19 protein-coding genes are annotated in these 21,766 nt (G+C 71.5%); 12 read left to right on the top strand and 7 right to left on the bottom strand.

Annotation, left to right across the window (positions count from 1 at the left end; genetic code table 11):
• Positions 1 to 13: 13 nt before the first annotated feature.
• Entirely contained in the window at positions 14 to 3,772 is a 3,759-nt protein-coding gene (locus MYMAC_RS26755; RefSeq protein ID WP_420810017.1) for an AAA family ATPase, read from the bottom strand.
• A 333-nt stretch (positions 3,773 to 4,105) separates the two neighbouring features.
• Between MYMAC_RS26755 and MYMAC_RS26760 the strand changes: the two genes are divergently transcribed.
• The 5 genes from MYMAC_RS26760 to MYMAC_RS26780 all read left to right on the top strand — a co-directional run bounded on the left by MYMAC_RS26760 (position 4,106) and on the right by MYMAC_RS26780 (position 10,093).
• Positions 4,106 to 6,112, top strand: a complete 2,007-nt coding sequence (locus MYMAC_RS26760) for a YgiQ family radical SAM protein (RefSeq protein ID WP_095960135.1) — start codon at positions 4,106 to 4,108, stop codon at positions 6,110 to 6,112.
• A gap of 104 nt (positions 6,113 to 6,216) precedes the next feature.
• On the top strand, positions 6,217 to 6,837 hold the full coding sequence (locus tag MYMAC_RS26765; protein WP_095960136.1) for a hypothetical protein: 621 nt from the start codon (positions 6,217 to 6,219) through the stop codon (positions 6,835 to 6,837).
• 143 nt (positions 6,838 to 6,980) lie between these two features.
• Positions 6,981 to 7,490, top strand: a complete 510-nt coding sequence (locus MYMAC_RS26770) for a hypothetical protein (RefSeq protein ID WP_204816967.1) — start codon at positions 6,981 to 6,983, stop codon at positions 7,488 to 7,490.
• Positions 7,491 to 7,607: 117 nt separating this feature from the next.
• The gene (locus MYMAC_RS26775; RefSeq protein WP_095960138.1) at positions 7,608 to 8,603 is read left to right on the top strand and encodes a ChaN family lipoprotein; all 996 of its coding nucleotides are present in this window, start codon (positions 7,608 to 7,610) and stop codon (positions 8,601 to 8,603) included.
• Between the two features lie 62 nt (positions 8,604 to 8,665).
• The gene (locus MYMAC_RS26780) at positions 8,666 to 10,093 is read left to right on the top strand and encodes a hypothetical protein (RefSeq protein ID WP_095961699.1); all 1,428 of its coding nucleotides are present in this window, start codon (positions 8,666 to 8,668) and stop codon (positions 10,091 to 10,093) included.
• A 12-nt stretch (positions 10,094 to 10,105) separates the two neighbouring features.
• Here MYMAC_RS26780 and MYMAC_RS26785 read toward each other — a convergent pair whose 3' ends face one another.
• Positions 10,106 to 11,026, bottom strand: coding sequence for an RluA family pseudouridine synthase (locus tag MYMAC_RS26785; RefSeq protein ID WP_095960139.1), 921 nt, complete (start codon positions 11,024 to 11,026; stop codon positions 10,106 to 10,108).
• 310 nt (positions 11,027 to 11,336) lie between these two features.
• On the opposite strand from MYMAC_RS26785, the gene MYMAC_RS26790 reads away from it, so the two are divergent.
• Positions 11,337 to 12,062: a serine/threonine-protein kinase gene (locus MYMAC_RS26790; protein WP_239989037.1), complete on the top strand. Its 726-nt coding sequence runs from the start codon at positions 11,337 to 11,339 to the stop codon at positions 12,060 to 12,062.
• An 11-nt stretch (positions 12,063 to 12,073) separates the two neighbouring features.
• Here MYMAC_RS26790 and MYMAC_RS26795 read toward each other — a convergent pair whose 3' ends face one another.
• Positions 12,074 to 12,412 (bottom strand): hypothetical protein, encoded by a 339-nt coding sequence (locus MYMAC_RS26795; protein WP_238539835.1) that lies wholly within the window; start codon positions 12,410 to 12,412, stop codon positions 12,074 to 12,076.
• 196 nt (positions 12,413 to 12,608) lie between these two features.
• Between MYMAC_RS26795 and MYMAC_RS26800 the strand changes: the two genes are divergently transcribed.
• Positions 12,609 to 13,655, top strand: coding sequence for a serine hydrolase domain-containing protein (locus tag MYMAC_RS26800; protein WP_095960141.1), 1,047 nt, complete (start codon positions 12,609 to 12,611; stop codon positions 13,653 to 13,655).
• Positions 13,656 to 13,711: 56 nt separating this feature from the next.
• Positions 13,712 to 14,899, top strand: coding sequence for a serine hydrolase domain-containing protein (locus MYMAC_RS26805; RefSeq protein ID WP_095960142.1), 1,188 nt, complete (start codon positions 13,712 to 13,714; stop codon positions 14,897 to 14,899).
• Positions 14,900 to 14,977: 78 nt separating this feature from the next.
• On the opposite strand, the gene MYMAC_RS26810 is transcribed toward MYMAC_RS26805, so the two are convergent.
• On the bottom strand, positions 14,978 to 15,340 hold the full coding sequence (locus MYMAC_RS26810; RefSeq protein ID WP_095960143.1) for a DoxX family protein: 363 nt from the start codon (positions 15,338 to 15,340) through the stop codon (positions 14,978 to 14,980).
• Positions 15,341 to 15,598: 258 nt separating this feature from the next.
• Between MYMAC_RS26810 and MYMAC_RS26815 the strand changes: the two genes are divergently transcribed.
• Complete coding sequence (locus MYMAC_RS26815) at positions 15,599 to 16,222, top strand: hypothetical protein (RefSeq protein WP_095960144.1); 624 nt, start codon at positions 15,599 to 15,601, stop codon at positions 16,220 to 16,222.
• A gap of 12 nt (positions 16,223 to 16,234) precedes the next feature.
• Here MYMAC_RS26815 and MYMAC_RS26820 read toward each other — a convergent pair whose 3' ends face one another.
• A complete protein-coding gene (locus MYMAC_RS26820) occupies positions 16,235 to 16,762 on the bottom strand; it encodes a DUF5872 domain-containing protein (protein WP_013941974.1) in 528 nt (175 codons plus the stop codon).
• 621 nt (positions 16,763 to 17,383) lie between these two features.
• On the opposite strand from MYMAC_RS26820, the gene MYMAC_RS26825 reads away from it, so the two are divergent.
• Together MYMAC_RS26825 and MYMAC_RS26830 are read left to right on the top strand one after the other, a co-directional pair.
• Complete coding sequence (locus MYMAC_RS26825) at positions 17,384 to 18,193, top strand: lipase family alpha/beta hydrolase (protein WP_275663030.1); 810 nt, start codon at positions 17,384 to 17,386, stop codon at positions 18,191 to 18,193.
• A gap of 201 nt (positions 18,194 to 18,394) precedes the next feature.
• Positions 18,395 to 19,267, top strand: a complete 873-nt coding sequence (locus MYMAC_RS26830) for a lipase secretion chaperone (protein ID WP_239989039.1) — start codon at positions 18,395 to 18,397, stop codon at positions 19,265 to 19,267.
• Between the two features lie 3 nt (positions 19,268 to 19,270).
• Here MYMAC_RS26830 and MYMAC_RS26835 read toward each other — a convergent pair whose 3' ends face one another.
• The gene (locus tag MYMAC_RS26835; protein WP_095960147.1) at positions 19,271 to 20,323 is read right to left on the bottom strand and encodes an alkene reductase; all 1,053 of its coding nucleotides are present in this window, start codon (positions 20,321 to 20,323) and stop codon (positions 19,271 to 19,273) included.
• A gap of 87 nt (positions 20,324 to 20,410) precedes the next feature.
• Here MYMAC_RS26835 and MYMAC_RS26840 point away from each other — a divergent pair, with 87 nt between their 5' ends.
• The gene (locus tag MYMAC_RS26840; protein ID WP_095960148.1) at positions 20,411 to 21,328 is read left to right on the top strand and encodes a LysR family transcriptional regulator; all 918 of its coding nucleotides are present in this window, start codon (positions 20,411 to 20,413) and stop codon (positions 21,326 to 21,328) included.
• A gap of 11 nt (positions 21,329 to 21,339) precedes the next feature.
• Here MYMAC_RS26840 and MYMAC_RS26845 read toward each other — a convergent pair whose 3' ends face one another.
• Positions 21,340 to 21,732 carry a GFA family protein gene (locus MYMAC_RS26845; RefSeq protein WP_013941978.1) on the bottom strand — a complete coding sequence of 131 codons (393 nt, stop codon included), beginning with the start codon at positions 21,730 to 21,732 and terminating at the stop codon, positions 21,340 to 21,342.
• Positions 21,733 to 21,766 lie beyond the last annotated feature (34 nt).

Genomic DNA, 21,766 nt, shown 5'->3' on the forward strand with positions numbered 1-21,766 from the left:
GGCCCGCGCGGCGCTACTTCGCACCCGCCCCCGGGGCGCCCTCCGGGGACGGTGCCGCGGGGGCGAGCCCGCCCAGCGTCTCCACGTAGGTGGCGGCCACGCGGAGGAAGCGCGCGCCGCGTACGCCGGTGAGGTACTGCCGCTTCATCGCGCGCGTCGCGCCCACGTAGAACATGGCGCGGCGGATGCGCTCGTTCTCCCGGGCCGAGCGCTCCCGGGCGCCGGCCATCCACTGCTCCGCGGTGTCCAGCGCGTCCAGGCCCGCGAAGAAGACGATGGGGCACTCGTGCCCCTTGCAGGAGAACACCGTGGTGGCGCGCACGTGGTCCACGCCGCTGACGCGGAAGTCCGTCACGTTGCGCCCGCCCTTGCCGCCGTAGGCCTCCGCCGGCACGCCCGCGCGCTTGAGCGCCTCCGTGAACTGGGAGGGCATGACGGGGGCCACCACGAGGATGTCGCCGGGGTGGACGCCCTCCTCGCGGATGAGGCGGGCAATCTCGCGGGCCACCTGCCGCGCCTCGCTGGCGCTCGAGGCGAAGCCGCGCACCTGGGGCAGCACGCCGCCGCGCTCGGTGGACTGGACGCGGAAGAGGCCCTCCAGCGTCTCCTCCGGGAGCCAGACGAGCCCCTCGCGCGCCAGCTCCCCCACCTTCATGTATTCGCGCATGCCGGGCTCGGCCGCGCCGTGCTGGCGCAGCGGGTCCAGCACCACGTTGAAGGCCACGTCGAGGATGTCCCGGGTGGCGCGGAACGTCTCCTTGAGCACGCGGGTGCGGCCGCGGAACGACAGCCCTTCGGGGAGCTGCTCCTTCAGCGCGTCGATGGGCACCTGGCCATAGACGTTCTGCGAGTCGTCCATGAAGAGCTGGAAGCAGCGCACCTCGCGCCCGTCCGGCAGCAGGTCCGGGCGCACCAGCGCGTGGAGCATGGCCAGCGCCTTGGCGTCCATGTCCTGGGCCTCGTCCACGAAGACGCCGTCGAAGGAGCCGGGGGCATGGCGGCGCAGCGCGCCCACGTGCCGCACCGTCACCCGTGCGCGCAGCTCGCGCACCCGCAGACGGCCCGCGCGCTGGGCCAGCGCCTCCACCAACAGCTTGTCCACCAGCGGCGCCAGGGCCCGGTTGTAGAAGGACACCAGCACCTGCGCCTCGGCGTTCTCCAGCAGGTAGCGCGCCACCCAGTGCGCCAGCACGTACGTCTTGCCGCTGCCGGCCACGCCGCGCACCAGGTGGTGCCCGTCATCGAAGCGGCGCTCGAAGAGGGACACCTGCTCGTGCGTGAAGAGGGGCTGCCCGGGCCGCGCGCCCTGGATTTCCGCGCCCAGGTCCAGCGGCACCGGAGGAGGGGGTGGCGGCGGCGCGCGCTGCGGGACGGGCAGCGGCTCCAGGCGCAGGGGCTCGCCGGGGTGCACGCGCAGCCGCGGCAAGAGCGACAGGAAGCGCTGCGGAATCGTGGCGGCGCGCGCCTCGTCACGCGAGGCCAGCACCAGCAGGTAGTCCTTCGCGCGGCTGGCGGCCACGTTGAGCATGGGCACCAGCGTGTGGGGCGGAAACGGCCTGCCGCCAGCGACGGTGTCCACCAGCACCACGTCGTACTGGGTGCCCTGCTGGCGGTGGATGGTGGACGCGCTGAAGACGTCCCCGCGCAGGCCCGCGGCGTTGCCCAGCCGGCGCAGCAGGGCGGCCTGGGCGCGGTAGGGCGTGACGCACAGGACGCTGAGGCCCGAGCGCACCGCCTCGCGCGCCAGGGACACGGCGAGGTTGGCGGACAGCTCGCGCTGGTAGCCGGAGCCCGTCTCGCCGCGTCCATGGGTGAGGCGCTTCGAGTCGCGCGTGAGGCCGTCCAGCACCACCCAGCCCGCGCGCACGGACGGGAAGGCAGCCACCGGGGCGGGCCGCTCCGCGCGCTGCTTGACGACGTCGCCGTCCTCCAGCGCTCCGCCGTAGCAGAAGTGGCTCACCACCTTCGCGATGTCCGGGTGCATGCGGTGCTGGGTGCGCAGCAGCAGCACGTCCGCGCGCGCCGCGTCCTTCACCGCGTCCTCCAGGTGGGACAGGCCGCTGCCGCGCAGCCACTTCTGCGTGCCCTTGCCCGCGCCCTCCGCGGCACGGCTCACCGGGCCAATCTGCTTCGGGTCTCCCGCCAGCGTCACCCGCTCCGCCAGCGGCCCCATCAACGCGGTGGCCGCGCGCGTCACCATGCCGGCCTCGTCCACCACCAGCCGCGCGAAGTGCTGCTTCCCCTCCAGCTCCGACACCAGGCGCAGCGCGCGGTGCACGGTGACCACCACCAGCGGGCAGTCCCCCTTCTCCACCTCCTTGAGCGTGGGGTCCTTCACCTTGCCGCGCAGGCCGCGCAGCTCCGCCTGGAGCCTGGCCAGCTCATGGGCGGGGCCGCCTCGCACGCGCTGGAGCATGAGGTCCCGCTCCCGCTCCTCGATGCTGGCGCGCAGCTTGCCGCCCTTGGTGTCCTCCAGCGTCACCGTGGGCAGCTTCGCCAGCGCCTCGCTCGCGCCGGTGCCGCCGCGGAAGATGCTGCGCGCCAGGGGCCGCAGCGGGATGGGCTCGCGCTCCAGCAGCGCGCTGACGCGGAGGACCAGCTCGTCCGCGGCGCGGTTGGTGGGCGCCACCGCGAGGATGCGCTCGCCAGGGTAGGCGCGCAGGGCCCGGGCGATGAGGTCCGCCACGGCCGTCGTCTTGCCCGTGCCGGGCGGCCCCCAGATGCAGCCCCAGGGCTGGCGCCAGAGCCGGTCGGCCGGAATCAGGGCCTCGTCTTGAGGCGTCAGCGTGGCCGGCGGGGCCTCGCCGCAGGCGCGTCGCAGGGACTCGGTGAGCGCGTCCTGCCGGTCCTCGTAGGCGGAGGCCGCCGCGCAGAGGGCCTCCGCGAAGTCATAGGGCCGGTAGCACCAGCGGTCCGCGGACAGCGCGCGCCGGTCCACGTCATCCCCGTGGCTGGGCGCGGCGAACACGCGACCCGACTCGAAGTCCAGGTGGACGACGTCACCGCCGAAGACGCACTCCTCTCCCAGGAACCCCAGCACCGAGCCGCCGGACCAGTCCGGGTCCGCCGCCGGGCGCGGGATGAGGGAGAGGACGCTCGCCCCCTGGAGGCTGACTTCTCGCACGTCCTGGAGGAGCTGCGCGCGGTACTGGCTGCGCTCGGACAGCAGCGCCTCCCGCAGGTCCTCCGGCAGGTACGCGGGCGGCGACCAGAGCTCGCGGCGCTTCCCGGTGGCCACCGCGGCGCGCATCGCCTCGCGCTCGGCGGGGCTGACGTCCTCCGGCGCCGCGATGTCACGCGAGGGCACGTCCTCCGTGTCTCCGCGCCCCCGCGCCATCCGCGACACGACCAGCATGGGGTTTGGCGCGCGCGCCACCTCCGCCCGCGCCTCGGTGGGCTCGGGCGCCCGGGGCGGCTCGACGGGCATCGAGCCCACGGTGCGACGCAGCGCCAGCGCCTCTTCCTGGAGCGGCACGGCAGGCGCAGCGCCCTCGGTGCGACGCAGCCCTGCCGCCTCTTCCGCGGGTGGCTTGACAGGCGCCGTACCCTCGGTGCTCCGTGACGCGACCACCTCTTCCCAATGCGGCTCCTGCCCCTGGAGCGTGTTGCGCCAGCGCGGCACGGAGCCACTTCGCCGGGGCGGCGTGGCTTCGGGCGGCGGCGCGTCGTCGTACTCGACGTGCAGCTCGCGGGTGGGCGCCGGCGCGCGCGAGCCCGCATCCCCGGGCTCCACCGCTTCGCCCGTACCTTCCGCCTCCGGCCACCGCATCATCGGACGCGCGGCCCCCGCTCCTCGCCACGCACCGGCCCGGGGCCACCGGCGCCAGGCGGGGCCGTCCTGTCTCGCGGGGCTGGAGGATGTGCCGCGGCTGCCATGGCGAACGCTCGAAAAACCCACACTTCATGACCTGCCCACCCGAACAGGTCGCCACATGTAAGAGGGCGGCCAAGGTAGGGGAGGCTTGGATCGACGTCAATGCGCCACACCCAGGGTGCATGCGTGGTGGGTAGGAAGGCAGGCCGCCCCGGTGTACACCCTCTCCAGCCGGGCTTGCTTCCGCGTCCTCCCGATGTTCTGGGTGGAAGCCCCCCGCCCCCCAACGACATGGCCTCTTCGACGCGCTACGCCCATCCCTTCCTGCCCACCACCCGCGCCGACATGCAGGCGCGCGGCTGGGAGCAGTGCGACATCATCATCGTGACGGGGGACGCGTACGTGGACCATCCGGCCTTCGGGCCGGTGCTCATCGCGCGCTTCCTGGAGGGCCGCGGCTTCAAGGTGGGCCTGCTGCCCCAGCCGGACTGGCACTCGGCCGAGCCCTTCAAGGCCCTGGGGCCCCCGCGCATGTTCTTCGGCGTGGCCGCGGGCAACCTGGACTCGATGCTCAACCGGCTGACGGCCCAGAAGAAGAACCGCTCGGAGGACCAGTACAGCCCCGGCGGGCAGACCAACTGCCGGCCGGACCGCGCCACCATCGTCTACGCGCAGCGCTGCCGCGAGGCGTACCCCGACGTGCCCATCATCCTGGGCGGCATCGAGGCCAGCCTCCGCCGCATCGCCCACTTCGACTACTGGAGCGAGAAGGTCCGCCGCTCCATCCTCTTCGACGCCAAGGCGGACCTGCTCGTCTTCGGCATGGGCGAGCGCCCCATCATGGAGGTCGCGGACCGCCTGCGCCAGGGCGAGCGCATCCAGGACATCCGCGACGTGCGCGGCACCGCGTACACCATCAACGACGAGGAGATGCGCGCCCTGGAGGCGGACCCGGCCAGGCGCGCCGCGGACCGCAAGACGGTGGTGCTGCCCTCCTACGAGCAGGTCATCGAGGACAAGCACGCCTTCGCGGTGATGAGCCGCGACTTCCAGATGGAGACCAACCCGGGCAACGCGCGGCCGCTGGCGCAGCGCCACGGCAACCGCGCCATCTACATGAACCCGCCCGCGCTCCCGCTGGAGGACGGCGTGGGCACCGCGGGCGCGGAAGGCACGTCCGTGGCCATGGACGAGCTGTACGACCTGCCCTTCAACCGCGTACCGCACCCCATGTACCGGGAGCGCATCCCCGCCTACGAGACGGTGAAGCACTCCATCGTGCTCATGCGCGGGTGCTTCGGCGGCTGCACCTTCTGCTCCATCACCGAGCACGAGGGCCGCGTCATCCAGAGCCGCTCCGCGGAGAGCGTGCTGCGCGAGGTCCGCGCCCTGCGCCGCATGGGCGACTTCCGGGGCACCATCACCGACCTGGGGGGCCCCACCGCCAACATGTACAAGCTCAAGTGCAAGAGCGAGGACATCGAGAAGCGGTGCCGCAAGCTGTCCTGCGTCCACCCGGGCGTGTGTGAGAACCTCCAGACGGACCACGGCCCGCTCATCAGCCTGATGCAGGACGTGCGCAAGGAGGACGGCGTCAAGCACGTCTTCATCGCCAGCGGCGTGCGGTACGACCTGGCGGAGCGCTCGCCGGAGTACGTGAAGGAGCTGGCCGCGCACCACGTGGGCGGGCAGCTCTCCGTGGCGCCGGAGCACGTGTCCCCGCGCGTTCTGGAGAAGATGAAGAAGCCCGGCATCGAGAGCTTCGAGCGCTTCCAGCAGATGTTCGCCTGCGCCAGCGAAGAGGCCGGCAAGGAGCAGTACGACATCCCCTACTTCATCAGCGGCCACCCGGGCTCCACGCTGGAGGACATGGTGGAGCTGGCGCTGTGGCTGAAGCAGAACGGGAAGCGGCCCCGGCAGGTGCAGGACTTCATCCCCACCCCCATGGCCATGGCCACCGCCATGTACTTCACGGGCCTGGACCCGCTGAAGATGGAGCCCGTCTACACGGCCCAGGGGCTGCGCGAGAAGCGGCTCCAGAAGGCGCTGCTCCTCTACTGGAACCCGGAGCAGTGGCCGCTGGCGCGCGAGGCGTTGAAGCAGGCCGGCCGCGAGGACCTCATCGGCCGCGGGCCCCACGCGCTGGTTCCGCCGGAGTCGCCCGCGGAGGCCGCGCGCCGGCAGCGCTCGGAACGGGACTCGGGCGAGGGCGCCTCCGCGCCGCGTCAGGGCACCGCGCCCCGCAATGCCCCGCGCGGTGGCGGCCGGCCCCGGCCGGGTGGGCCGCGCGCCCGCTGAGCCCACCTCCACCGCCAGGCGGCACACCTCGCCCGCCTGGCGCGCGGGCGGCTCCGACACGGCCGGTTGAATAAATCGCCGCCGATTTCGTCGGGCCTCCCACCATGCTCAGCCTCCTCTCCGCGTTGTGGCTCGCCACGGCTCCCGTGGCGACCTCGGAACCGCCCGTCGTCCGGCCCCCGCCTCCGGAGTGTGTGTTCTCCCAGGGGCGCTCGGTGTGCGGCTACCAGTGCAAGCGCACCGCGACGGAGGTGGCCTGCGCCCGGACGCCCTACGGCATCTGTGAGGTCCTCGTGGGCGGGGTGCACTGTTGGGACCCGCCCCTGGTCGCCATCCAGCACCCGCCAGCCACGGGCGCGAAGCCCGAGTGCAAGGAACTCCGGGGCCAGGTGGCCTGCGGCTACAACTGCCGCCAGTTCAACGGCGAGGTGGCCTGCAACCGGACGCCCTACGGCGTCTGCTCCACGAACTTCAACAAGCTGACCTGCTGGGACCCGCCGGACGCCGTCATCCACCAGTACGGCGCGCAGACGCCCGCGCCCCGCTGCCTCAATGCCTCCGAGGCCCTGGCCTGCGGCTATGACTGCAAGGCCACGCGCACCGAGGTGCAGTGCGCCAGCACGCCGGACGGCGTGTGCCGGCTCGACAACCAGCGCTTCAGCTGCTTCGACCCGCCGTCGCTGCTGCACTGCGACCACAGCGCGCCGCCGCCGCCCCGGCACTGAAGTCACACGTCCAGCGCGTGTGGCTGTGCACGCGAGTCCTGCCCACGGAGGGGTGGCCCCGCCCCCCTTTGCGGCGCTACACGGCTCCGGATAGGGTGCGCCGCCTTTCGCAACATCGCGACACATCCAGGAGCACGAAGACGATGCCGAGGACTTCCCAGGAGCAGACCCAGGAGCGCCACGCGTTCCTGCTCGACCTCTTCCGCCAGCAGCCGGACATCAGCAGCAAGGAGGCGCTGGAGTCCTTCAAGGAGAAGTTTGGCGGCACCATCAACATGAAGACCTTCAACCAGCTCCGCGAGCAGGCCGAGGACGAAGCCGCGTCCGTCGCCGCGCCCGCGCCCGCGCCCGCCCCGGAGGCGGAGCCCGAGCCGGAGCCCGTCGAGGAGCAGGAGCCCACGGTCGATGACGCCGCTTCCCGGCTGAAGGCCGCCGCGACGGCCCCGGAGTCCCTCAACGGCTCGGCCGCCGCCCCCGCGAAGAAGGCCAAGGCGAAGGGCAACGGCCCGAAGAACATCTTCGTGGACGCGCCCAAGGAGCACCTCACCTTCCTGGAGGGCATCATCCAGCAGTTCCAGGAGGCCGGCGCCGCCAACATCCGCATCGACCACGCCACGGACCGGTGGATGGTCGTCGTGGTGGACTCGAAGTAGGCCGTACCCCCGACGAGCCCGCGTGCCCGTCTCCGGACACTGGAGCGCGCGGGCCCGTCCCCGGTTCAACTCCGCGGTGGCCCCCAGCACCCGCGGTGTGGATGAATCGCGCGCGTGATGCGCACCCTCCTCATCGCCGCCGCCCTGCTGCTCGCCGCCGCCTGCTCTCGCGCCACGCGCCCTGATTCGGCAGGGGCCCCGCCAGCGCCGTTGCCCGGCGGATGGACGTCCCCCTTGCACCGGGAGCACCCGCTCACCGGCCGCATCTGGGATGTGAAGGCGGGCCGCTTCGTGGACGCGGAGGCGCTGCGGGACGCGCTCGCCCAGGCCCGCTTCGTGGTGCTGGGGGAGCGGCATGACCAGCCCGACCACCACCAGCTCCAGGCCTGGCTCGTCCAGTCCCTGGCCACGGGCGGACGCAAGCCCGCGCTGGCCTTCGAGATGCTGGACGTGGGCCAGCAGGCGGCGGTGGACGCGTCGCGGTCACGGGCGCCGGGTGACGCGGACGCGCTCGCGCTCGCCGTCGATTGGGCGGGCAGCGGCTGGCCGGACTGGAGCCTGTACCGGCCCGTCTTCGCGGCCGGGCTGGCTGCGGGGCTTCCCATCGTCGCCGCCAACCTGCCGCGCGCGCAGGTGCGCGACCTGGTGATGCGCGGCCCGGAGGCGCTGGCGCCCGAGCTGCGTCAGCGCCTGTCCCTGGACACGCCGCTGCCTGAAGCGGTGGAGCAGGCGATGCGCCAGGAGCAGGACGAGGCCCACTGCGGCCACCTGCCCAAGGAGATGCTGGGCCCCATGGTGCAGGCCCAGCGCGCGCGGGACGCACACCTGGCGGACCGGCTGCTGAGCGCGGCGACGGACCCGGGCGGCGTGCTCATCACCGGGAATGGCCACGCCCGGACGGACCGGGGCGTCCCCGCGCAACTGGCAGCGCGTGCCCCCGGCCAGGACGTGCGCTCCGTGGGCCTGCTGGAGGTCGACCCGAAGTTGCGTGAGCCCGCGGACTACGCGGCCTCCTTTGGCGCGCAATCCCTGCCCTTCGACTACGTCTGGTTCACCCCGGCGGTGCCGATGGAGGACCCGTGCGCGGCGCTCCTCAAGCACCACAAGAAGTGAAGCCCAGGGCGCGCTGCGTGACATAGCCAACATGTCAGCGATTGGGCTATGTCGGCGCGCCCATGACGTCCTCGCTCCTCGCCGCCTCGCTCATCGTCGCCCTGGGACAGAGCCCGGAGTCCGTCTCCACGGAGCCCGCGCCCCCCGAAGACGACTTCCTCCAGACCCGCCTGTCCTTCCTGGCGGGCGACACCGACTTCGGCGCCCCCGACGCCAACACGCGGTTCCACGTCGCGCTGGACGCGCGCACGACGGAGCTGGCGTCCGGCCTGCACGCCGAGGCCAGCGTGTCGGTGTTCATCAATCCCTTCGCCATCACAGGCGTCACGCTCGAGGACAACGCCAGCTCCTTCGGCCTCCGGTACCGGCCTTCGTCCTGGGCCCCAGGTGAGCGCCTCGCATTGACGGTGTTCCCGGTGGGCGCCACCCGTTTGTACATGGGCTACGAGAACCCGGTGGCATGGGCGCGAATCTCGTCCATGACGCGCCGGGGGAATGACGGCGAACCAGGCATGGAGCTGCGCCTGTCGCGTCGGAGATGGGATGCCTTTGTCGCAGCCAAGGTTCCCAGCTTGGAGAACGGCGTCACTTCGGATTACGAGCGGCGCCTCGTCCTCCTGGTAGGTGCCGGGCTGAACCTCTCCCCGGCCCTCCGGGTGGAAGCCGAGGCCGCGAACCTCGACCTCGGCCCAGCAGGCGCCATCAAAACGGGCGGAAGGGAGAGCGACATCTACACACGTGGCGTTTCCGGGCGGGTGATGTGGCGCCATGGCGTCCCCGTCGGAGCCAACGTCGACCTGGAGCTCTACGAGGGGGACCCCGCCTTCTTCGAGCGCTTTTTCGCCCCCGACGTCTACCCCGGTGGCGTTGGCGCCCACGTCGCCCTGGAAGGGAGCTACATCTCCCAGCAACTCCTCGACACCAACTCGGCCGAGCCGGGGGCCGTGCGCAATCAGACCGCGCGCGCCGCTGCGCTGGTGACCCGCTTCAAGTGGGACCGGCTGCGGCTTCATGGGCTCGCGTACTACAGGACGCCCTCGTTCTTGGTACTCGCGAACCCGGGCTTTCCGCTGGAAGGCACGCTGTACGAACAGATGGAGTCCCTGGCCGAGTTGTCCGCAACGGTAGGGGCGGACTACTTCCTCCAGGACCTGGGCCTTACACCCGGTCTGCTGGTCCGAGTCACTGCCCCAGCCAGCCTGAGGACACGGGTCCCCGGGGACGTGCCCTTCTATCGCAATCCCCTCCTTGTCGGGAGCCGCGGGTTGGTCTCCTTCCTGCCGGAGGGCGAGAGTCGGCAGCCCATCTTCACCGCCAAGGCCACCGCGCGGTGGGACCTGGGAGAGGTCGCGGGCGTCCTGGCCGAACTCTTCTACACACGCAACCTCAACCGGACCACCATCGCGGACGGCGACACGGGCGAGGCCACGGTCGTCTGGGATTCGCCGGACAGCGTCGGCGGCAACTTGTTGCTCCAGGTGCGCTTCTAGAGACGACCGCGCTCACCCACCTCGCAGCACCGTGAGCGCGCGCTGGAAGTCCTCGGGCAGCGGCGCCTCGACGCGGAGGGGCTGACCCGTAGCAGGGCTCGGCAGCTCCAAGGTGAAGGCATGGAGCGCCTGCCGTCCCAGCGCGCGCGCCGCTGCGTGCGTGCGCGCCGCCTCGGTTCCGTAGAGTGAATCCGCCAGCACGGGGAACCCGGCCTCGGAGAGCTGCACGCGAATCTGGTGCGTGCGGCCCGTGTCCAGGTCGACCTCCAGCAGCGCGGCGTCGGCGAAGCGCTCACGGACCTGGAAGGAGAGCGCGGCCCGGCGCGCGGACGGCACGCGGGTGGTGAAGCGCCGCGGGTCCTCCGGGTTGCGTGCATAAGGCCCCTCCAGGCGCCCCTGCTCGGGCGGATGTCCCAGCACCAGCGTCCAGTAGCGCTTGTCCACGCGCTTCTCCTGGAAGGCGCGCAGGAGCGCGGCGGCGGCCACATCCGTGCGCGCGAAGGCCAGACAGCCGCTCGTCTCCCGGTCCAGGCGGTGCACCACGCCGGGCTGGGCCAGCCCCTCCACGTTGAAGGGCGGCCGCTGCGCTGCGAGCAGCCCCACCACGGAGGCCGCGCGCCCCTCCGGCTCCACCACGATGCCCGGCGGCTTGTTCACGATGACCAGCGCCGCGTCGTCGTGAAGCACCGGGAGCACGGGCCCCTCGGCGGATGGAGCTGGCGTGACGCGAGGCTCGGGCCTCTCGATTTCAATCTCCTCACCACCCCACAGCTTGCGCGTGGGCTGGCACTGCTTGCCGCGGATGCGCACGGCCCCTGAGTCAATCAAGGCGCGGGCCCGCTCCAGGTTGAGGCCCGGCACCTGCTTCGCCAGGAAGCGGTCGAGCCGTTCACCGGCGGCCTCACGAGGAACCTGGACCTTCTGCTGTGCCATGGGCTTCCCGTCCCTCAACCCGGGGGACGAGTCAACGGCATTGGTCCGTGGACGGCGGCCCTGGCTTGCGGACGGCGGGGACGGCCCGGAAGATGGCGGAGTCCCAACCCAAGCCCCTCCCGTGACGCCCACCTGCCCCGCATGTCATTCGCCCCACCCCGGCGCCGAGGCAGGCACGCGAACCCCCTGCGCCACCTGCGGCGCGGACCTCGCACCAGCAGCGAAGGCACCAGTCCCTCCACGGGCGCCGGACCTCACGGGGGAGTCCCTGGGTGGCTTCCGGCTGCGAGCCCGCCTGAGCACCGACGACATGGGCACGCTGTATGCCGCGGAAGGCCATGTGGGCCCGTGCGAGGTGAAGGTACCGGCCTCGCACCTGACGGGGGACGCGGAGGCACGGGCGCGCTTCCACCGTGAGGTGGAGACGCTGAGGAGCCTCCGCCATCCGCACCTCGTCCGCGTCCTGGCCGCTGGCGAGGAGCGGGGCCACTGCTGGTACGCCCAGGAGCCCGTGAGCGCACCGGACCTGGGCACCCGGCTGGACCGGGTGAACGCCCTGCCCTTCCCGGAGGTGGAGCAACTGGCGTCGCAGTTGCTCGACGCGCTGGGCGCCGCGCACGAAGCGGGGCTCGTTCATGGCGACGTGCGGCCCCAGAACATCCTGCTCGCGAAGGGCGGCGTGAAGCTGACGAACTTCGGCCTGTCGCTCGTGCCACCGGGTGCCCATGGCTACCAGGCGCCCGAGCAGCGACGGTGGGGCCGCGCCGTCACGCAGTCGGACCTGCATTCCCTGGGGCGCGTGCTGCATGAAGCGCTCACGGGCGGCGCGCCAGAGACGCAGCCGCTGCCCAGGGGCGTCCCCCGGCACCTGCGCCGGCTCCTGCGCGCGCTGCTCGCGGAGGCCATCCCGGACCGGCCGGACAGCGCGGTCTCCGCGCGGCGGCTGCTGGCCCAGCGCGCGCCGCTGGGCCCGCTGACCGTGGGCTTCGCGGCCCTGCTGGCAGTGATGCTGTACCTGCTGCTGCGCGCCGCGTGAGCGCCGCTCGCTCAGACGCGCTGGAGCTGTCCGCTGGACATGCGGTGCTTGGGCTTGCGGCGGATGAAGCGGTTCGCGTCGCCCCGCCGGTAGCAGGTGATGAGGCGCTCCTCGTCATTGAGCAGGACAATCCACCCTCGCGCCTGCCGCACCACGTCCAGGGTCCGCCAGGCCCGGGGCAGCTCCCGCTCCAGCAGCGTGACGTGCGTCATGCCCGCCGCCCGGGCCCGGACGCCAAACTCGAGGATGAACTCAAGCACGTCGTCTCGAAGCTGCCGGAGCGAGCTGCGCTCGACGAAGTGACGCGTGACGGTGAAGGCGGGGGCGACGGGCGGACGGCAAGCGGGCATGGCGTGGGCCTCCTGTTGCCGGGAGCCCATTACACGAACCGTTCCAACGCCCTCCACACGGGATTCCGCGAGCCTGGTCAGCGCCGCTTCGGCGGGCGAATGACAATCCGTCAATTCCCCTGGGCGCGTGTGACAGCAAGGCGCGGATGACCGGCGTCGCCTCAGCTCAGGTGCGACACCTGGTGTAGAAGGCCCCATGCCTTCCGCGCCGAAGCTGCCCCCCGGTGAGCTGCTCCAGGATGCCACCCGCGCCTACGTGCGCGGATACCGCACGGCCTCCCTCTGCGCCGGCATCACCCAGGCAGGCGTGCACCACGTCGAGGCACTGAGGAGCAAGGGCGCGCCCCCCGCCGCCGACGCCCTCTTCGCGCTGGGCGAGTTGACGCAGGTCTTCACGGGGGCCCTCCTCGCGTTGCTCGCGGACCAGGGCAAGGCGCGGCTCGACATGCCCCTGTCGGAGGTGATTCCCCGGTCGCTGCTCGCGGATGCCACGGCGGGCCGCATCACCCTGGAGCAGTTGGCGACCCACACCTCCGGAATGCCCCACCTGCCTCCCAACCTGGAGGACGACGCCCAGCGACAGGAGGACCCGTTCGGCCACTACGACGCGAGGCACCTCGGAGCGTTCTTCCAGGGCTACCAGCCCCAGTGGCCGCCCCCGCGCCGCCACGCACACTCCATCCTCGGCATGGGCGTGCTGGGCCATGCCCTCTCACGGCGCGCGGGCGTCAACTATGGGCACGCCTTGAGGGACCTGCTCTTCCGGCCCCTGGGCATGGCCGACACCACGCTGCGCCTGTCGGAGGAACAGGAGCCCCGCCTCGCGCCGGGCCACACCGCCCGAGGCAAGCCGGTGCCCGCCTGGACCTTCCCCGCGCTGCCCGGAGCGGGCGCCGCCTGCTCCACCGCGCCCGACCTGCTCCGCTTCCTCGACGCGAACCTCGGGCGGGGGGACGCGGGCGTCGTGCGTGCCCTTCAACAGACGCACGCGCCACGCGCGGATGCGCCCCCGGGGCAGCAGGTGGGGCTTGGCTGGAGCGTGACGCAGGTGCGCGGGCAGCCCGTGGTGTGGCGCGCCTCCGTCATGGGGGGCTACACCGGCTTCATGGGCTTCGCCGCCGGGGCGGACGCGGGGGTGGTGCTCCTGTCGAACCATGGCTGGTCCTTCTTCTCCTCGCTCCGTGGACGCGTCCCCCTGGCGGCCCCAGGGCTGGCGCTGCTCTCCCGCCTCATTCCCGGATGAGCGCGGCGGCGCGGAAAAAGGCGCAACCTTCGCGAAGAGCGGGTGTTGTCAGGGACATGAACCTCCGCCTCCTGCCCCTCATCGCCGCGTGCGCCCTCTGGGGCTGCGCCGCGGACCCGTCCACCGACAACAGTGAGCCGACGCCTGACGCGGGGGTCGAACAGCCGCCCCCCGACGCGGGCACCGAGTCGCTTCCCGACGCGGGCACGGAGCCGATTCCGGATGCAGGCACGGAGCCGCCACCGGATGCGGGCGTGAATCCGCCCCGCGCGATTGTGTTCCCCCAGGAAGACGCGACGTGGCCCACGGTGGCCCCCTCCGCGGCGGGCTGGGACACGGCGAAGCTGAACGCCGTGCTGGACTTCGTCGGCTCACGCGACACGCGCGCGTTCGTCATCGTCCAGGACGGAAAGCTCGTCGCCGAGCGTTACTGGAACTTCGGCCCGAACCTGCGGCGGGACATCGCCTCCGCCCAGAAGGCCGTCGTCGCCATCCTGGTGGGCATCGCCGTGGACAAGCAGTTGCTGACGCTGGATGAAAGCGTCTCCGGCGTGCTGGGCGAGGGGTGGTCGAACGCCGACGCCACCTCCGAGGCCCGCATCACCGTGAGGCACTTGCTGACCATGTCGAGCGGCCTGAGCTTGTCACTCAGGAGGGTGGCGGCCCCCGGCACGACCTGGCTGTACAACAACGACGCCTACCACCGGCTCCGCCATGTGCTGGAGGCGCGCACGGGCAAGGACATCCAATCCCTCTCCGAGGAATGGCTGTTCGACGCGCTGGGAGCGCGGAACAGCCAATGGCAGGAGCGAGCGGACCTCGACAGCATGGGGCTCCCCTTGTGGGGCCTGCACATGAGCGCACGGGACCTGGCGCGCTTCGGGCTGCTGATGCAGGCCCGCGGCGCCTGGAACGGCGTGCCCGTCGTCTCACCTGCCCAGGTCGACCTGGCGACGCACTCCTCTCAGGCGCTCAATCCCGCCTATGGCCACCTCTTCTGGCTCAATGGGCAGGCGTTCAGCCTGGTCCCCCCCGCGAGCACGCGCGTGGACGGCCCCATGCTCCCCAGCGCTCCACCGGACCTGTTCGCGGGGTTGGGCAAGGACGACCAGAAGGTCTACGTGGTCCCCTCGCTCGGGCTCGTGGTGACGCGGCTCGGCGCCCAGGCGGGTGAGCGCGGCACGGAGGCGCTGTCCGACTTCGACGACACGCTGTGGGCCATGCTCATGGACGCGCGCCTCTGACGCGAGGGCGCGCCGCGGCGTCGGCCTGGCTGTCACGCACTTGAAAGAACAAGCACCTGACAGCCGTGGCGCCACGGCTCAGCGCAGGCGGCGCAGGGGCAGCAGGGCTCGCAGCCGTGCGTCCCGCAGGAACAGTCCGGCCCAGGCGAACACGCCCACGAGGATGGGGGCGATGAACGGCTCGGACAGACGCACGTGCGTCGCGGTGGCGCCGCCGAGGTAGCCCGTGACGAGGATGGCGCCCAGCACGGCCGTCCGTGGCACCGCGTAGAGCACCAGGCAGAGGAGCTCGGCAATCCCGATGCCGAGCAGCACCGAGCCCGGGTAGCCAGACTTCTCGATGCCCTGGATGGCTTCGGGTGACTGGCCCAGCTTCATCGACGCGCTGAAGGCCAGCATGGCGACGACGAGCCCGGTGAAGACACGCCCCAGCCAGAGCATCCATCCCTTGGTGACAGGGGCGGATGGAGCGGAGGCCGGAGCAGCGACGGAGGAGGAGGTGCTCGACATGAGTGAACGTCCTGGGTGGAGGTCGAATCTGGAGACGTCGACGTTCTAACGGCCTCCCGCATTGCTTCACAAGAGAGGCACCCGCCACCCGGGGAGGGCCTCCGGCGGACCGTCGCCCCGGATATAGGGCGGGAACAATGCCCGGGCGGCCGCCTCCAGCGCTATGCTCGGGCACCGGGGGATTGTCCAATGACCGTGATGAACGAGCTGCGCCAGCGCATCGAGTCGCGCTTCGCGCGCAATGCCTATCCAGACGCAGCGCCCAGGGCGTTCCAGCCCGCCGCGGTGCTGGCCTTCGCCACCCGGGTGACGGATGCATACGCGGCGGACGCCAGACTCCTCGACGAGGGCGTCAGCGGTTCATGGCGGGCCCTGCTGGAGCACGCCTACGAGGTCTACGAGGCCGTCCGGCCCTGTCTGTCCATCCGCTATTCGACGCGCACCGTCTACGCGGGGCCGGAGGACATCGTCGCGGACCTGGAGCGGGGGCAGCTCGAAATCAACACGGAGCACTGTGAACACCCGCTCTGGACGCCGGAGGAGAACTGCATCTTCCGCATCGCCCACGACGTGATTCCCCATGCCCTGAACCTGCGGCCCTTCTCCCTGGAGGGAGAGGTGCTCGCATTCCATGACCACGTCCGCAGGGCCCCCGCCGAGGCGAAGCTGGCGCTGTTCACGGAGATCTTCGGCTACGCCGCCATCCGCTACTCAACCGGCGTGTACCCCGAAGCGCAGAAGTGCGTCGTCTTCCCCGAGCTGCTCGCGGACTACGAGGCGAGCTTCCTCCCCAGCGCCCGCGCCGCGAACTGAAGCCGCCGGGGCTCAGCGCCGCCGGGTCGTCTTCTTGCGCGCGGTCCGCGCCGCGGCCGTGTTGCGCACGAACTGCTTGCCGCGCCGGGTCCCCTCGCGCTTCTTGCGCTCCGTCGCGCGCTTCTGCGTGGGACTCAGCGCTTCCCAGGCCTTCTTGGGCAGGTAGCGGGCCGTGGTGCCCCCCCGGCGCGCGCGGGCGTCCCCTTCCTTCGTCTGCCATTCCTCCTTCGTCCAGGACGTGAGCGACTTCTGCGTCGCGCCGCGTCCGCCCCGGTAGCCGCCGCCGGCCTTCTTGTATTCGGCGGCCACGAGCTGGGCCTTGCGCGCGCTCCACTCTCCAGGGCGCCCGCCCTTGCTGCTTCGCATGACGCGCGCCTTGATGCGCTCGCGCAGCTCCGGCTCCGTGTACCGCCCGCTGGAAGCGGACTTGCGCGCGGTGGAGCGGGAGGCCGTCCCCGTCTTGCGGGCAGCCGGACGCCCTCGCGACGACGTACGGCCGCGGGTCGATGCGGTGGTGCGTGAGCGCTTCCTGACAGCCATGGGCGGCCCCCTCCAGGTGTCCCGAGTCCCCCTCAGACTGGGAGCGGCGCCCGACATCCGCAAGCGTGGCGGCCCGCGTGGACGCCGGGCACCAGGGGCCTCGACAGCTCCCCTGCCCCGCCCTCACCGCGGCAGCACCACCCTCTCGTGCACCAGTCAGCCGGTGATGAAACCTTCCGGCGCCAGCGTCCTCACGCGCGTTGATGCATGAGCGTGTCTTTCCGTTGAGCACGGATTCCAAGGCCAATGAGTCACCCGTGACACGGTGACCCGCGACTTCACCCCGCAGCGCAGTCAACGCGCCGCGACACAGAGGACCACGACACAAATCAATGCACTGCGTCGCGAGCTTTTGACGCAATACAGCAAGAGCGCATGACAACAGGATTCGCTCGCTTTGAGGATAATGCAGGAGGTGCCTTGATCTTCGTCTGTGATTGGCCTACGCGCTGATTCGCGGGTCAATCGGCAGAGGGACCCGTCCCCCGAACAGGAGCCCTCCTCATGCGAAACGCTGTCCGGACACTGGTTCTGGCTGTCGCGGCACTCGGCTTGTGGGCGCAACCCGCGCTCGCGAATACCCAAACGAAGACCCGTTATCCCATCGTGCTGGCGCACGGCATGGCGGGCTTCGACTCGCTGTTTGGCGTCTACGACTACTTCTACGGCATCGGCTCCGACCTGCGCGCGGGCGGCGCGACGGTGTACGTGACGAGCGTTCCGCAGTTCAACACCACGGAGCAGCGGGGCGAGGCGCTGCTGGCGCAGGTGAAGGACATCGTCGCGCGCTCGGGCAAGGGCAAGGTGAACCTCATCGGCCACAGCCACGGCGGCCTGGACGTGCGCTACGTGGCCGCGGTGCGGCCGGACCTGGTGGCGTCCGTGACGACGGTGGGCTCGCCGCACAAGGGCGCGGACCTGGCGGACTACCTGCGCGGCAACCTCCGCGGCGGCTCGTTCACGGAGAGCGTGCTGGCCTACTTCGCCAACAACCTGGGCACCGTCCTGGGGCTGCTGTCCGGGAAGACGAATCCGCAGGACGCCATTGGCGCGTTGGCGGCGCTGAGCAGGTCCGGCACGGCGGCCTTCAACCAGCGCTTCCCCTCGGGCATCCCGTCCAGCAGCTGTGGCCAGGGCGCCGCGACGGGCACGCAGGGCCAGCGCTACTACTCCTGGTCCGGCACCGACCCCTTCACCAACCTGTTCGACGTGTCCGACTACCCGATGAAGCTGTCCTCCTTCTTCTACAGCGAGGCGAACGACGGCCTCGTCGGCCGCTGCAGCTCGCACTTCGGCACGGTGCTGCGTGACAACTACGACATGAACCACCTGGACGAGGTGAACCAGGTGCTGGGCCTCACCGCCTTCTTCACCAACCCCAAGACGGTGTTCCGCAACCACGCCAACCGCCTGAAGGGGCTCGGCCTCTAGAACGGCCGTGAGCGAAGGACCGCCATGAAGAGCCGCGTCGTCATTCCCGTAGCCGCGCTGTGCGCCCTGCTGGGTGCGGGCGTGTTCTCATGGTGGAAGGCCCGGGCGACCTCCACGCCGCCCGGGCCCGCTGTCACCGCTGTCCCGACACCAGGGGGCCCCGCGCCGCGCGTGGGTGCGCCAGCGCCAAGGCGGGCCGCCGTGCCCGCCGCGTCCGCGACCGAAGCCACGCCCACCGCCCTGCCCCCGATGCCGGGCTCGCTCCAGGACACGGAGGAGGATGGCTCGGTGCAGGTGGATGGCTCGGGCCATCTGGTGGTGACGCCCGACCTGCGGCGGCTGTTCGACTACTACCTGTCCGCGATGGGCGAGGAACCTCTGTCCGTCATCCGCGAGCGAATCCTCGCCTCGCTGCGGGCGAAGAACCTGCCGGCCGCCGCCATGGAAGAGGCCGTGCGCCTGCTGGATGACTACCTGGCGTACCGCGACGCGGCGCGCACCTTCGCGGCGAATCAACGGGGCGCGGAGCTGGACCTGGGCGCCCGGCTGGAGTCCCTGCGCGAGCTGCGCCGGGAGCACCTGGGCCCCTGGGCGGACGGACTCTTCGGCGACGAGGAGCGCGTGGACGCGGTGTCGGTGGAGCGGATGAAGCTCCAGCAGGACACCACGCTGACGCCCGAGGAGCGCGAGCGCCGCATCGCCGCGCTGGACGAGCAGCTCCCCGCCGACTACCGCGCCGGCCGTGACGAGGCGCTGCGGCCCCTGCGGCAGCAGACGGTGGAGCGGGAGTTGGTGGAGTCCGGCGCGACGGCCGAGGACCTGCGCCAGCACCGGCTGGCCACCGTGGGCCCGGAGGCCACCGAGCGGCTGGAGGCCATGGACCGCGAGGAGGAGGCCTTCAAACAACGGCTCGCGGAGTTCCGCGCGCGCCGCGACGCCCTGGCCCAATCCGAGCCGAACCCCGCCGCGCGTCAGGCCGCCGCGCAGCGGCTGCTGTTTGACTCCTTCACTCCGGAGGAGCGCCTGCGGGTGGAGGCCCTGGACGCCATCGACGCGGCGGCCAAGGCCCCCTGAGCCTCAAAGCGCCGGGTAGTCCACGTACCCCTGTGGGCCCGGCGTGTAGAAGCTCTGGAACTGAGGCGCCGCGAGGTCGGCGCCCGTCTGCATCCGCGCCACCAGGTCCGGGTTGGAGATGAAGGGCCGGCCGAAGGACACCAGGTCCGCCTGCCCGGCGTCGACCGCCGCCTGCGCGCTCTCGTGGGTGAAGCCGCCATTGAGGATGAGGGGCCCGCCGAAGCCCTCCCGGATGGCCCGCGCCGTCGCCGCGAAGCCCTCGTGGGGATTGAGCACCAGGTGCACGTAGAGCAAGCCCTTCAGGGATTGCGCCAGCGCCCTGTACTGCGCCTCCACCGCGTCATGCACCGGGAGGTCGTTGAAGGTGTTGAAGGGCGACAGCCGGATGCCCACGCGCTCGGCGCCGATGGCGTCCGCGCTGGCTCGCGCCACCTCCGCGACGAACCGCGCCCGGTTCTCCACGCTGCCGCCATAGGCGTCCGTGCGCCGGTTGGTGTGCGGATGAAGGAACTGCTCCAGGAGGTAGCCATTCGCGCCGTGCAGCTCGATGGCGTCGAAGCCCGCCTCCATGGCGTTGCGCGCGGCCTGGACGAACTCCTCGCGCGTGGCGCGCAGGTCCGCGTCATCCATGGCCTCCGGTACCGGGTACGGCTGCATCCCTCCCGCGTCCGTGTACATCTGCCCCTCGGGACGAACGGCGCTGGGCGCGAGGATGCGGGCCCCCTCCGGCAGGTTGAGGGGATGCGCGATGCGGCCCACGTGCATGAACTGGGCGACCATGCGGCCCCCCGCGGCGTGGACGCTCCGGGTGATGCCGCGCCAGCCTTCGACCTGCTCCGCCGAGAAGAGCCCCGGGATGCGCGCGTAGCCCAGCGCATTGGGCGAGGGCGCGATGCCCTCGGTGATGATGAGCCCCGCGGTCGCGCGCTGCGTGTAGTACTCCCGCATCAGGTCGTTGGGCACACCGCCCACCGCGCGGCTCCGCGTCATGGGCGCCATCACGACGCGGTTCGACAGCGCGAGGTTTCCGAGACGGTAGGAAGAGAAGAGGGCCATGGGTTGCTCCAGGCAATGGGGACACCCCCAATGTGCGCCCGCCAGGCGCGTTGGCCAATCTCATGTTTCTGGAAGTACTGTCCGGCCATGCGGACAATCCGTCAGGCGGACCCCAACGCCGTCATCGCCTTCGTCGAGGTGGCCGACCGGAAGAGCTTCCGCGCCGCGGCGCTCGCCCTGGGGGTGCCGAAGTCCACGCTGAGCCAGCGTGTGGCGGCGCTGGAGACGCACCTGGGCGTCCGGCTCTTCTCACGCACCACGCGCAGCGTGGCGCTCACGGACATCGGCGCCAGCTACCTGCACGAGGTGGCCCCCGCCATCACCACGCTGCGGGACGCCGAGGCCCTGGTCGGCAAGCTCCAATCCCACCCGAGCGGACGGCTGCGGATGACGACGCCCTTCGAGCTCGGGCAGAGCGTGCTCGGGGAGGTGCTCGCCACCTACGCGTCCCGCTACCCCGACGTGCGCGTCGAGGCCGACTGCACGGACCGGCGGGTGAACCTGGTGGAGGAGGGCTATGACGTGGCTGTGCGCATCGGCCCCATGGATGACTCACGCCTCATCGCGCGCAAGCTCGGCGAGCCGCACCGGCTGGGCGTGTTCGCGAGCCCAGCCTATCTCCAGCGGAGGGGTGTCCCCCACAAGCCACGCGACCTGGTGAAGCACCGCTGTCTGGCGATGACGGGCGCCCTCACGCCCACCACCTGGAACTTCCGCGGCGACACCCGGACGACGTCCGTGAGCATCGACCCCGCCCTGTCCGTCAACAGCTTCCGGGTACTGGTGGCACTCGCTGAGGCGGGCCAGGGGCTGGTCCGCCTGTCGGGGATTCATGCCACCGCCGCCGTCGCCGAGGGCCGGCTCGTCGAGGTGCTCCAACGGTTCGCGCCGCCGCCCCTCCCCCTCTTCGCCGTCCACCCGAGCGCGCGCCACGTCTCGCCCGCGGTGCGCGCCATGCTCCAGGTGCTGACGGACACCTTCAAGCAGCCACCCTGGACGCGGTAGCGCGCCGGCGCTCACTTCCCAGGGAAGGTGTCGTACTCCACGAGCCCTGGCGCGACGTCGTAGTAGTCCCCCTTGCTGCCCAGGTAGATGTGCGCCTTCTCGCGGATGCCCGTCGGAGACTCCATCGTCCCGGCGCAAATCGACATCTTCGGGGAAGGGGCCTCATCGAACAGCACGCTGGAACCACATTCGAGGCAGAAGCCGCGCCGCACCGTGGGCGAGACGGTGTGCCATTTGAGCCCGCGCTCCTCCGTGAGCCGGAAGCCCTCCCGGTCCACGGCCGCGTAGGCCCCGACGTGCCCGTGCCATTTGCGGCACTTCGAGCAATGGCAATACGTCACCGCCGTCAGCGGCGCACTCACCTCGTACCGAACCGCTCCGCAATAGCAGCCACCCGTGTTCATGCGCCCGTTCTACAACATGCCGCAGCGAACGAGC

It is taken from the genome of Corallococcus macrosporus DSM 14697, assembly GCF_002305895.1.
Classification (GTDB): Bacteria; Myxococcota; Myxococcia; order Myxococcales; family Myxococcaceae; genus Myxococcus; species Myxococcus macrosporus.